The sequence below is a fragment of the Lentzea sp. NPDC060358 genome, assembly GCF_042725365.1.
GTDB lineage: Bacteria > Actinomycetota > Actinomycetes > Mycobacteriales > Pseudonocardiaceae > Lentzea.
This window is the reverse complement of the sequence record NZ_JBHXCW010000224.1, coordinates 1-12318: the sequence shown is the minus strand read 5'-3', so window position 1 is coordinate 12318 and position 12318 is coordinate 1. Positions and strand designations below refer to the sequence as shown.

9 protein-coding genes are annotated in these 12318 nt (G+C 72.2%); 4 read left to right on the top strand and 5 right to left on the bottom strand.

Features of this window, described 5'->3' with window-relative positions:
- Positions 1–52: 52 nt before the first annotated feature.
- From ACFWGZ_RS33015 to ychF, 3 genes are all read right to left on the bottom strand, one after another.
- Positions 53–208: a DUF6131 family protein gene (locus ACFWGZ_RS33015; RefSeq protein ID WP_089949693.1), complete on the bottom strand. Its 156-nt coding sequence runs from the start codon at positions 206–208 to the stop codon at positions 53–55.
- A gap of 126 nt (positions 209–334) precedes the next feature.
- Complete coding sequence (locus ACFWGZ_RS33010; protein ID WP_382455506.1) at positions 335–3052, bottom strand: BTAD domain-containing putative transcriptional regulator; 2718 nt, start codon at positions 3050–3052, stop codon at positions 335–337.
- 72 nt (positions 3053–3124) lie between these two features.
- Positions 3125–4204, bottom strand: a complete 1080-nt coding sequence (ychF, locus tag ACFWGZ_RS33005; RefSeq protein WP_382455505.1) for a redox-regulated ATPase YchF — start codon at positions 4202–4204, stop codon at positions 3125–3127.
- Positions 4205–4284: 80 nt separating this feature from the next.
- On the opposite strand from ychF, the gene ACFWGZ_RS33000 reads away from it, so the two are divergent.
- On the top strand, positions 4285–5571 hold the full coding sequence (locus ACFWGZ_RS33000; RefSeq protein WP_382455504.1) for a bifunctional transcriptional activator/DNA repair enzyme AdaA: 1287 nt from the start codon (positions 4285–4287) through the stop codon (positions 5569–5571).
- A complete protein-coding gene (locus ACFWGZ_RS32995; protein WP_382455503.1) occupies positions 5568–6065 on the top strand; it encodes a methylated-DNA--[protein]-cysteine S-methyltransferase in 498 nt (165 codons plus the stop codon). The genes ACFWGZ_RS33000 and ACFWGZ_RS32995 overlap by 4 nt, the downstream gene beginning before the upstream one ends.
- A gap of 153 nt (positions 6066–6218) precedes the next feature.
- On the opposite strand, the gene ACFWGZ_RS32990 is transcribed toward ACFWGZ_RS32995, so the two are convergent.
- Entirely contained in the window at positions 6219–9095 is a 2877-nt protein-coding gene (locus ACFWGZ_RS32990) for an AAA family ATPase (protein ID WP_382455502.1), read from the bottom strand.
- A complete protein-coding gene (locus ACFWGZ_RS32985) occupies positions 9092–10231 on the bottom strand; it encodes an exonuclease SbcCD subunit D (protein ID WP_382455501.1) in 1140 nt (379 codons plus the stop codon). The genes ACFWGZ_RS32990 and ACFWGZ_RS32985 overlap by 4 nt, the downstream gene beginning before the upstream one ends.
- A 99-nt stretch (positions 10232–10330) precedes the next feature.
- Here ACFWGZ_RS32985 and ACFWGZ_RS32980 point away from each other — a divergent pair, with 99 nt between their 5' ends.
- Together ACFWGZ_RS32980 and ACFWGZ_RS32975 are read left to right on the top strand one after the other, a co-directional pair.
- Positions 10331–11242 (top strand): DNA recombination protein RmuC, encoded by a 912-nt coding sequence (locus ACFWGZ_RS32980; RefSeq protein ID WP_382455500.1) that lies wholly within the window; start codon positions 10331–10333, stop codon positions 11240–11242.
- An 89-nt stretch (positions 11243–11331) separates the two neighbouring features.
- Complete coding sequence (locus ACFWGZ_RS32975) at positions 11332–12081, top strand: DUF6542 domain-containing protein (protein ID WP_382455499.1); 750 nt, start codon at positions 11332–11334, stop codon at positions 12079–12081.
- Positions 12082–12318 lie beyond the last annotated feature (237 nt).

Sequence of the window (12318 nt, the reverse complement as noted above, 5' to 3'; positions counted from 1 at the left end):
CCTCCACAGTGGAGGCTCCCCCTTTCGGCGTAGAGCTGCAGGTGCGGGCCGATCAGAAGTAGTGCGCGCGGCCGCCGACCGGCTTGCCCACGGCACCCAGGACGGCGAGGATCGCGCCGATCACCAGGAGCACCACGCCCAGCGTCGTCAGGATGCTGATACCGGCCAGCCATCCGACGACGAGCAGAATCAGACCGAGGACGATCATTGCCTACCTCCAGGTGGGGAATCCTGAACTAGAGGTACCCCACGAAGGTCGGTACAAACCTCAACCACTCGAAGATACCGAAAACTTGGAAGCATTGGCCACCAATGATTTTCCGGGGCTCCGCCGTCAGCCGGTGGAGGCGAGCAGCTCCCGCACCTGCTCGCTCTTCGAGCCGCCCGCGTCCAGGTGCTCGTAGAGGGCGAGTGCCTCGTCGAGCGCCTCCCGCGCCGAAGCGCGGTCACCTGCCGCGAGCTGTGCTTTCGACAGCTGCACGAGGATGTCGGCCAGGGTGGGGACGTCCCTGAGGACGCGCAGCACGCTCACCGACGCCTGATAGCTCTCCACCGCTTCGTCGTACCTGCCGAGAGCTGTGTAGATGTCCGCGAGCGTCTCGTGGTTCATGCACGTGTTCGCGTCGCCGGCGGGGCGGTTGAGCTCCACGAACCGGCTCCGTGCCTCGAGGCACAGCTCCAGCGCGCGGTCGTTCTCGCCCACCAGGTGATGAGCCCTGCCGTAGGCCGCGAGGTAGTAGGCCTTCTCGGACTTCGTCTCCAGGTTCACGGCCGTCGGGTGGATGCGGTGCAACACCGCCAGTCCGTCCTCGTACTTCCCCTGCAGCTCGTACAGGTAGGCCAGCCCGCGGGAGACGTTCGACACCCCGTTCTCGTCGCCGAGCTCCTCGTCGCAGCGCAGCCCTTCGCCGAGGTGGAACTTCGCTTTCACGAAGTCCTGCTTCCCGATGTAGACGCCTGCCAGGGTGCGGTTGAGACGGGACTGGCCGAAGACGCTGCCTTGGCGCCGGGCCGCGGCCAGGCCCCGCAGCTGCACCCTCTCGTCCTCGGCGAGCTGCGCACTGCGCACGAGGTAGTGGTGCAACGAGTAGGAGAAGGTCCACAGGACGTCGTCCGCACCGGCGTCCTCCAACTCGGTGAGGACGGCCAGCAGCACCCGGTGCTCGGGTTCGTACCACCCGTGGCTGGCCTCGATGTCCGCGATCGCCTGGACCACCGCCGACGTCGCGGGTGGGGGCAGATCCGGCCACCGCACCCCGCCTTCCTGGTGGACACAGGCGGCCCAGGTCGTGTGGACGTAGTGGTCGAGCATCCGCTTCCGCGCCGCGGAGCGCTGCTGTTCCGGCAGCTCCGCGACGCATTCCCGGAGGTAGTCGCGGAGCAGGTCGTGGAGCACGAACCGGCCCGTGGCCGCCGCACCGACGAGGCTGCACCCGACGAGCTCGTCCAGCACCAGGGCGACCTCGTCCGCGGGCAGACCGGCGAGGCTGGCGGCCGCCGCGACCGAGAAGTCGGGGCCGGGGTGCAGGCCAAGCAGGACGAGCACCCGAACCGCCGTTTCGCTGACCGAGCGCAACGACCACGAGAAGACCCCTCGGATGCCTGTCATGGGGTCGTCGATGTCCAGGGCATCGAGCCGTTCCCGCCCCAGTTCGTCGGCAAGCGTCCCGAGCGAGTCCCCGCAGGCCGCACGAGCGGCGACGATGCCCAGTGCCAACGGCAACCCGGCACAGCGCTCGACCAGACGCGAGACGGCATCCGGCTCCGCGTCCATCCGTGCTCGTCCGATGCGTTCGGTCAGCAGGACGACGGCGGCCTCGTCGTCCAGCACGTCCAGGGCCAGCGGACGGGCGCCCTCGCGGACCAGTCCGTCGAGCCGATGGCGACTGGTGACGAGCACCTGGTTCCCGGCACCGTCCGGCAGGAGCGGACGGACCTGGTCGGCGTCCCTGGCGTTGTCGAGGACGAGCAGCACCCGGCGCCGGGCCAGCTCCAGCCGGTACGCGGCCACCACCTCGTCGTCGGAGCGGGGAACCCCGGTCGCGGGAACGCCGAGCGCGAGCAGGAACTCACGGGCCGCCACGAACGGGTCGAGCGGCTCGGCTCTCCTGTCGAACCCGCGCAGGTCGACGTAGAGCTGGCCGTCCGGGAACCGGGCCGCCTCCTGGTGAGCCCACTGCAGCGCGAGCACGGTCTTGCCGACGCCGCCGATGCCGTTGATCGCGGAGATCAGCACGGGCGCGCCCGGCCGGGTCCTGAGCGTCTCGCCGATGCGCCCCAGTTCCTCCTCACGACCGACGAAGTGCGGGTGGGCGGGCGGAAGCTGCCGGGGCACGACACGGGTGACGGGAGGTTCCCCGCCGCGCAGCACCTGCTCGTGCGCGTCGCGCAGCCGCCGGCCGGGCGCGCTGCCCAGCTGGTTGCGCAGGTGCCTGCGGACGTCCTGGTAGACGCTCAGGGCCTCCGCCCGCTGGCCGGAGCCGTGCAGGGCGAGCATCAACTGCGCCCAGAACGTCTCGTGCAACGGGTGCGTCGCCACCAGCGACCGCAGTTCGGGCACCAGCACGTCGGTGGATCGGGACAGGTCGGCGTCGATGCGCTCCTCCAGCGCGGCGAGCCGTTCCCCGGCCAGCCGCGGCACGTCCTCGCGGTGCAGCGACTCCGACGTGACGTTGCCCAGCGCCGGGCCGCGCCAGAGCTCCAGCGCGGCGTGGTGGTCGCCCTGTGCGGTCAGCGCGCGGAAACGGGTCAGATCGAGTTGTCCGGGCTCGACGACAGCCGAGTAGCCGCGCGACGAGGTGCGCACGCAGTTGGCCGCCCCCAGCGCCTGCCGCAGCCTCAGCACCACCGTTTGCAACGTCTTGTGCGCACGGTCCGCGGCCGGAGGCGCACCGTCCCAGACCCGGTCGACCAGGTCGCTGACAGGCACGATCTCGTTGGCGCGCAACAGCAACACGGCGAGCAGAACGCGACCGCGGCCGGCCGGGACGGGAACGGGCCTGCCGTCGAGCAGCACTTCCAACGGCCCCAGCACGCGGTACTCAGCACTCACGGCCAGGAGTGTAAAGGCGGCGAAAACGACGAAAACCCCTCCGGGCGGAGGGGCTTTCGCAGGTCGGTGGGGTCAGACGTTGAAGCGGAACTCCACCACGTCGCCGTCCGACATCACGTAGTCCTTGCCCTCCATGCGGACCTTGCCCGCCGCCTTCGCGTCGGCCTTCGAGCCCGAGGCCACCAGGTCGTCGAACGACACGACCTCGGCCTTGATGAAGCCCTTCTCGAAGTCCGTGTGGATCACGCCGGCGGCCTGCGGGGCGGTGGCGCCCTGCGGGATCGTCCAGGCGCGCGCCTCCTTCGGGCCCGCGGTCAGGTAGGTCTGCAGGCCGAGGGTGTGGAAGCCGGCGCGGGCCAGGGCGTGCAGGCCCGGCTCGGACTGTCCGATCGACTCCAGCAGCTCCAGGGCCTCGGCCTCGTCGAGCTCGAGCAGCTCCGACTCGACCTTGGCGTCGAGGAACACCGCGTCGGCCGGGGCGACCAGCTCGCGCAGCTCCTTCACGCGGGCCTCGTCGGTCAGGACGCCCTCGTCGGCGTTGAAGACGTAGAGGAACGGCTTGGTGGTGAGCAGCGACAGCTCGCGCAGCAGCTCGCCGTCCACTTCGGACTGGGCGGAGAACAGCGTGCGGCCCGAGTCGAGGAGGTCCTTGGCCTTCTTCGCGTTCTCGAGGACGGCGCGGCGGTCCTTCTGCATCCGCGCCTCCTTCTCGATGCGCGGGATGGCCTTCTCGAGGGTCTGCAGGTCGGCGAGGATCAGCTCGGTGTTGATCGTCTCGATGTCGCTCGACGGGTCGACGCGGCCGTCGACGTGCACGACGTCCGGGTCGTCGAAGACGCGGATGACCTGGCAGATCGCGTTCGCCTCGCGGATGTTCGCGAGGAACTTGTTGCCGAGGCCCTCGCCCTCCGACGCGCCCTTCACGATGCCCGCGATGTCGACGAACGACACGACGGCGGGCACCTCGCGCTCGGAGCCGAAGATCTCCGCCAGCTTGGTGAGGCGCGCGTCCGGCAGCGGCACGACGCCCACGTTCGGCTCGATGGTCGCGAACGGGTAGTTCGCGGCGAGCACGTCGTTGCGCGTCAGCGCATTGAACAGGGTGGACTTGCCGACGTTGGGCAGGCCGACGATACCGAGGGTCAAACTCACGAGCGACGAGTCTACGGCAGGCCACGGTCGTGTCCGATTCCCGCGAGCCATCACCCGTTGCCGCTGGCAGGATCGTCTGCATGGTCATCGACGAAGAACACGCGTACCGGGTGTGCTCCGCACGGGACGCCCGCTTCGACGGGTGCTTCGTCCACGCGGTGCGCACGACCGGCATCTACTGCCGGCCGTCGTGCCCCGCGGTGACCCCGAAGCGCCGCAACAGCCGGTTCTTCCTGACGGCGGCCGCCGCGCAGTCCGCCGGGTTCCGCGCCTGCCGCCGGTGCCTGCCGGACGCCACGCCCGGCTCGCCCGAGTGGAACCTGCGGGCGGACCTCGCGGGCCGGGCGATGCGCCTGATCAGCGACGGCGCGGTCGAACGCGACGGCGTCTCCGGTCTCGCCGCCAAGCTCGGCTACTCGGAACGCCACCTCACCCGCGTGCTGACCGCGGAACTGGGCGCCGGACCGCTCGCGCTGGCCCGCGCCCACCGCGCGCACGCGGCGCGGTTGCTGATCGAGACGACCGAGCTGTCGTTCGCGGACATCGCGTTCGCCGCCGGGTTCGCGTCGGTGCGGCAGTTCAACGACACCATCCGCATGGTGTTCGCCTCGACGCCGTCGGAGATGCGCGGCCGCGGCAAGGCACCCGTCGGCACTCCTGGCCGGATCGTGCTGCGGCTGCCCTACCGGCCGCCGTTCGACGCGACGGGCCTGCTCGCGCACTTCCGGGCGCACGCGCTGCCGGGTGTCGAGGAGGTCACCGACGACTCCTACGCGCGCACCATGTCGTTGCCGCACGGCGAGGCGACGGTCCGGCTGACGTTCCCGGCGGGCCACGTCCTGTGCTCGCTGCGCCTCGCCGACGTGCGCGACCTGGGCGCGGCGGTCGCCCGCGTGCGGCGGCTGCTGGACCTCGACGCCGACCCGGTGGCCGTGGACACGTTCCTCGGCGCCGACCCGGTGATCGGCCCGCTGGTCCGCGCGGTGCCCGGGATCAGGGTCGCGGGCAGCGTCGACGGCGCCGAGACGCTGCTGCGGCTGGTGGCGCCGTTCGAGGGCGTGCCGATGCGGGTCCCGGACGGCGGCCTGACCCACCTCTACTCGGCCGGGGACCACCCCGTCACCGAGGCGCTCGCGAGCGGCAGACTCGTCGTCGACGTGGGCCGCTCGATCGAGGACCTGACCGAGGAGCTCGCAGGCCTGGCCGGCACTCCGGTGGCCGACGAGGTGGCCATGCGGGTGCTGGGCGCACCGGACGTGCTGGTGCTCCCCCGGTCGATGCAGGACATGACTTCCCGCGGCTCCGACTGGCGGCCGTGGCGCTCCTACGCGGGAGCACACCTGACGAGGAAGGCAGCAACATCATGAGCGTCGCGCACACGTCCACCGTGGAGACCCCCGCGGGGCCGTTCACCGCGATCGTCGCGCAGGACGGAGCGGTGCTGGCGAGCGGCTGGACCGGCGACATCGCCCTGCTCACGCCCCAGATCCACGCGTCCCTGATGCCCTCGGAGCTCACGCCCAGGCAGGACCTGGGCGACGTCACCAAGGCCGTCGTCGCCTACCACGAGGGCGACCTGACCTCGATCGACACCGTCGAGGTCTGCCAGAGGTCCGGCCCGTTCCTGCAGCACGCGTGGGACGTCCTGCGCACGGTCCGGGCCGGCGAGCCCGTCACCTACAGCGAGTACGCGGAGCTCTCCGGCCGTCCCGCCGCCATCCGCGCCGCCGCCTCGGCCTGCGCGCGCAACTCGGTGGCGCTGTTCGTGCCGTGCCACCGGGTGATCCGGATCGGCGGCAACCTGGGCGGCTTCCGCTGGGGCCTCGACGTGAAGCGCTGGCTGCTCGCCCACGAACGCTGACCGACCGGGACGATCTCCGCTCTGGTCCCGTCGCCTCGTGCCGCAGGTCGGGAATGGCGGGACCGGAGCCCTGCCCCGGGACCTCGCAGGCGCGAACGGTGGCGCGCGGAAGCGGCTGCAGCTCGACGCGACCTGCCCAGGGCTCGTCTGAGGTCAGCCCAGCGACACCTCCAGCGTCGAGCCGGTGCGCGCCTTGCGCACCCGCAACCGGGTCGGGATGCGTTGCCGCAGCTCCTCCACGTGCGACACCAGCCCGACCACGCGGCCGCCCGCCCGCAGCTCGTCGAGCGTGTTCATCACGATGTCCAGCGTGTCCGAGTCGAGGGTGCCGAAGCCCTCGTCGACGAACAGGGTGTCGAGCAGCGCGCCGCCCGTCTCGTTGGCCACCACGTCCGCGAGGCCCAGGGCCAGCGACAGCGACGCCAGGAACGACTCGCCGCCCGACAGCGTCTTGGCCGGGCGGGAGCGGCCCGAGTAGTCGTCCAGCACGTCGAGGCTCAGGCCGCCGCGGGTGCCGCGGGCGCCGGCCGTGTCCGAGTGCACGAAGCTGTAGCGGCCCTGGCTCATGCGGTGCAGGCGGGCCGAGGCGGCGACGGCGACCTCCTCCAGGCGGGCCGCCAGGACGTACGAGCGCAGCGTCATCTTCTTCGAGTTCTGGCCGCGGCCGTTGATCACGTCGGTCAGCGCGTCCAGCTCGGCGTAGGTGGCTTCGAGCGGCTCCAGCGACCTGCGCTCGGCGCGCAGCCGGGCCGCCAGCTCGCTGACGCGCTCCAGGGCCGCCTGGGCGCGGGCCAGGCGCGTCTGGGCGGCGGACGCGGCCGTGCGGGCGGCGGAGGCCTGGGCCGTGACCTCGTTCAGGTCGACCTCCGCCTCCGGGTCGACCTCGGCCAACTCCTCCAGCGTCGCGAGGGCCGAGGCGCGGGCGCGTTCCCACTGGGCGATGCGGTCGTCGAGCGCCTCCAGCTTGATCGCCGGGCGGTGCGCGGCCAGGGCCGCGGCCACGTCGGGGAAGCCCGCCTCGGTGGCCAGCGCGGCGACCGAGGCCTGCTGCTCCCGCACGCGGGCCAACGCGCTGTCGCGGGCGGTGCGGCGGTCGGCCAGGTCGACCAGGGCCTTCGCGAGCTTGAGCAGGTGATCGCGGCGGGTCAGGACGTCCTCGTGCTCGCCGCGGGCCTTGTCCAGGCGCGCGGCGCGTTCCTCCACGACCGCGACCAGCGACGTGTGCTCGGTGCGCAGGCCGACCAGGTCCTGCTCGACCTTGCCCTTCTCGGCGCCCAGGTCGCGGGTCTTGGCCTCGAGCCCGACGAACTCGGTCTGGCGCTGCGACCGGGTGCGCGCGAGGTCCAGCGCCGTGCGGTGCTCGGCGAGCGCGACGGCGGGCTCCGCCGAGCCCAGCGCCTCCCAGCAGGCCTGGATGCGCAGCTCGGCGGCGTGCGCGGCCCGCTCGGCCTCGGTGCGGCGCTCGAGCGCCGCCTGCTCGTCGCGGGCCGCCTCCTCCTCGTCGCTCGCGTCGACCCCGCCCAGCATCGGCTGGGCCGGGGCGGGGTGGCTCGGGGAACCGCAGACCGCGCAGGGCTTGCCGCTCTTCAGCGCCGCCGCCAGCTCGATCGCCATGTTCTCCAGGCGCTGGTGCCGCACCTGCTGCAGCACGTCCTTGGCCTTCTGGTGCACGTCGATCGCCTGGTGCAGCTCGTTCTTCGTGCGCTCCAGCGCCCGCGTGGCGCCCGGCAGCGCCTCGGCCGCGTCGGCGCGGACCTTCAGCGACTCCAGCCGCCCGGAGGCCTCCACGGCGGCGTCGAGCTGGGCGCGGCACCGGGCGAGGCGCTCCGGGAGCACCTCCAGCTCGGCGTTCAGCGCCAGCAACCGGCGTTCGACCTGGTGGGAGGAGTTCTTCAGCACCGACAGCTTGCGCACGTCGGCCTGCTGCCGTTCGGCCTCCGCCGCCAGCTCGCCGAGCCCGCCGGCCTCCTCGCGGTGGCGCTCGGCGTCCTCCCGCAGCTCCGTGCCCTCGTACCCCAGGCGCGCCAGCACTTCCGCGGCACGGGTCTCGTCGCGCAACGCGAACTCGTAGGACTGCTGGAGCTTCGCGATCTCACCGTGGGCCGGCACGACCGGGATGGCCCGGCGGGCCGCGTCGCGCTCGGCGAACCACGACGCCGAGTCGGCCGCCTCGACCCGGTCCAGCAGCTCGCGCGCCTCCCGCACGCGGCGCAGCTGGTCGGCCTGCACGCGCGCCTGCGCCAGCAACGCGTCCGCGCCGTCGGCCACGCCCGCGGTCTCCTCCGACAGCGCCTCGGCCTCGGCGACGGCCGCGGACAGCCGCTCCAGCACCGATTCCAGCCAGCCCGGCTCGTCGGACGGCTCCTCGGAGGCGGCCTCGGCGACGCGGTGCACCAGCTTGGCCGCGCCCTGCCGCCGTTCCTCCAGCACGCGCCCGGCGATGACCCGCCTGTCGCGGAACCACTTCTCCACGTCGAGGAACCGCTCGGTGCCGAAGAGCTTCTCCAGCAGCACCTCGCGCTCGGCCGTGTCCGACCGCAGGAACTTCGCGAACTCCCCCTGCGGCAGCAGCACGACCTGGAAGAACTGCTCGTACGACATGCCCAGCATGTCCTCGACGGCGCGCGCCACGTCGTCGATGCGCGTGATGCCCTCGCCGTCCCAGCCCTCGAGCCACGTCAGCGAGCACTTCGCGGGCTGCGTGGTGAACCCGCCGCCGCGCTTCTTCGGCCGGTCGAACTCCGGCGAGCGCACGATCCGGAACCGCCGCGACTGCACGGTCAGCTCCAGCGACACCTCCGTCGGCACCTCGGGGTCGGCGTACTCGCAGCGCAGCTTCTTCACGTCGCCGCGCGCGCCGGGAACCCGGCCGAAGAGCGCGAACGCCACCGCGTCGAGCAGCGTCGTCTTGCCCGCGCCCGTGTCGCCGTGCAGCAGGAACAACCCGTCCGCGCCCAGCTCGTCGAAGTCGACGGACTCCGGTTTCGGGTACGGCCCGAACGCCGTCAGCTCCAGGCGGTGCAGTCTCATTGCTCCTGCTCCCTCGCCACCGATGCGAACGCCTCGCGCAGCAACGCCTGCTCCGCCGCGGACGGTTCGGAACCGCGCGCGTCCGACACGAAGCAGCAGGCCACTTCCTCGTCGGTGCGCCCGCGCACCCGGTCCGCGTAGGTCATGTCGTGCCGCGGGCCCTGCTCCGGCCGCCACTCCACGTGCACCGCGTGCTCGAACCGCTTCTGCAGCTGCCGCAACGCGTCCATCGGCCGCACCTGGTCCGTGAGCACCACGGACAGGAAGTGGTCTTCCAGCGGCGTGTGCGCCGGGTCCTCCAGCACGCCGGCCAACGTACCCGTCACCGTCGCGAGGTGGCGGGGCACCGGCAGATCACGCCGTTCGACGCCGACGAGCCCGCCCTGGTCGAGCTCGACCAGCCACACCGACTTGCGGTGCCGCGCCTCGGAGAACGAGTACGCCAGCGGGCTGCCCGAGTACCGCAGGTTGTCCGCGAGCGTCTGCGGCCCGTGCAGGTGCCCCAGCGCCACGTAGTCGATGCCGGAGAACACGTGCATCGACACGTCCTGCACGCCGCCCACCGCGATGGTGCGCTCGGACTCCGACGGCGCCCCGCCCGTGACGAACGCGTGCGCCAGCACCACCGACCGCGCCTCGCGCGATGCCAGGTCGGCGCGAATCCGCCGCATCGCCTCCGTCAGCACGGGCGCGTGGCCCTTGTCCGCCACGCCGAGCGCGTGCCGCGCCGGTTCCGGCTCCAGGAACGGGATCCCGTAGACCGCGACCGGCCCGTGCTCGTCCGCCAGCTCGACCGGCTTGTCCAGCAACGAGATCCGCGTGCACAGGTGCAGCCCGCCCGCCGCCGCGAACTCGCCGAACACCCCGATGCGCGCCGCCGAGTCGTGGTTGCCGGGCGTGATCACGATCGTCGCGCCGGCCGCCCGGATCCTCATCAGCACCCGCGCGCACAACGCCACCGCGTCCGCCGACGGCACCGCCCGGTCGTAGAGGTCGCCGGAGACGACCACGACGTCGACCCCCTCGGTCGCCACGAGGTCGGCGAGGCCGCTCAGCACCGACTCCTGCTCCACGAGCAGGTCCCGGCCGTGGAACGTCCGCCCCACGTGCCAGTCGGAGGTGTGCAGGATCCGCATGGCACCAACCGTAGAGACGGGGTCCGACAAAACTCCGGGAGGGTTCCCGGCGTGTCACCCGATCGAGTTCAACATCCGTGGGGGAGCATCATCGGTGCCGTGACCGCAGTGATCATCACCGCCTCCATCGTCCTGGCGCTCGTCAGCGCCGGGGCTTTGCTGTTCGTCTGGCGTCTCTACCAGGACGGCGTCCGCCGCACCGACGAGGCGCTCGCCGCCATCGGAGCCGAACGCGCGCGCTACGACGCGCAGCAGGTGGCTCTGCAGCGCTACGAAGTGGCGTTCTCCAGCGTTTCGGGACGGGGCGAACTGGGCGAGCAGGTGCTCGTCGAGACGGCGCGCGCCCTCGGCCTGCGCGAGAACCTGCACTACACGCTGCAGACCGACGTCGCGGGCGGCGGCGCGGTGCGGCCGGACATGGTGCTCAACGTCGGCGGCGGCCGGCAGGTGCCGGTCGACTCGAAGATGTCCATGGCCACCTGGGCCGAAGCGGTCGAGACCGACGACCCGCAGGAACGCCGGGACGCGCTGCGCGTGCACGTGCGCAACATCCGTTCGCGTGCCGCCGAACTGGCGGGCAAGGGCTACCAGCGCTGGGCCGACGCCATTTACGGCACGATCATGTTCGTTCCCAACGACGGCGCCGTCGTGGCCGCCTTGGACACCGACCCCGAACTGCTGCGCTGGCTGCTCGACCGCCGCGTCTTCCTGTGCGGCCCGACCGGCTTCGCGGTGATCGCGTCGTCGGCGATGTTCGCGGTCACCGAACGGGCGCTGGCCGACGACGTGGAACAGGTGCGGCTGCAGGCGGGCCGGGCCAACCGCGCCGCCGACTCCGCCATCGAGGCCGTCAACCTCTCCACGACGCACCTGCAGCGCTTCCTGTCCGCGCGCCGCCGCGAGCTCGACGCGCTGGAGGGCTTCCGGGCGAGCGTCGAGCCGCTCACGGACGCCTCCGCGACGCCCACTCCCCTGCCCTTGGTCCGAAGGGCTGACGAACAGTCCGCTTAGAACGCACGGAGAGTGCCCGGAGGTTGCTTCTGGGTGAGAAAGGCGCGGACTCACGAACACCGATTGGCCGAACGGCTACCGTGTGCGGCGTGAGTGAGTTGCGCGAGCGTTCTACGGACTTCGATGACGACGTCGAAGACTACGACGCGGTTCCGTGGAACTACCGGGCCATCTTCGGCGAGTTCAAGGGCATCCCCTGGTGGGCCGCGATCCTGTGCGCCCTGGTCCCGGCGTTCATCGGCGCGTTCATCGACATCAACTCCAGCAAGACGGTCGGCTGGACGTTCAACGCGGTGTTCTTCCTCGGTGCCCTGGCGGGCATCCTGCTGGTGCAGCGCCGCAGCCTCTTCGCGCCGATGGTGCAGCCGCCGCTGATCCTCGCGGCCACCGTCCCCGCGCTGGTGCTGATGACCGGCGGCGTGGCCAAGGGCGGCCTGTCGGCGATGGCGCTGGGCCTGGGCAAGCCGCTGATCGACAGCTTCCCGGTGATGGCCGTGACGACCGCCGTGACCGTGGCGCTGGGCATCCTGCGGATCGTGCTGCAGAAGGACCCGAACCGCCCGAGCAAGGACGAGGTCCGCGAGGCCAAGGCGGAGATCAAGGAGCGCGCCCGGCCGGCCCGCAAGCCGCGCGAGGACGCCGACGAGGACCGCCCGCGCCGCCCGCGCCCGTCGTCGGACCGCCCGGAGCGTTCCGAGCGTCCGGAGCGTTCCGAGGGCACGCCGGCGCGTCGGCCGCGGCCGGAGGGAGCGCCCGCGCGACGTCCGCGTCCGGACGGCGCCCGCGGTGAACGGCCTTCCGGCCAGCGCCGCCCCCGCCCTCCGCGCGACGACCGCTGACACGAGCCCGCGCGCACCCGTTGGACGGATGCGCGCGCTCGGCTGAGAAGGCACCGTGTGGCGGCACGTCTCGAACGACGCGGCATGAGGCTCGTTCCGACTTCGGGACTCACGGCACGATGTGTGCGCTCGGCTCAACACACGCACGGCCAGCGAGGTGTACGCACTTCCCGCCCAGCTCGCGACGACCGCTGACACCCCACGCCTGAACGACCGAAGGGCGCCGCACCCGAGCCG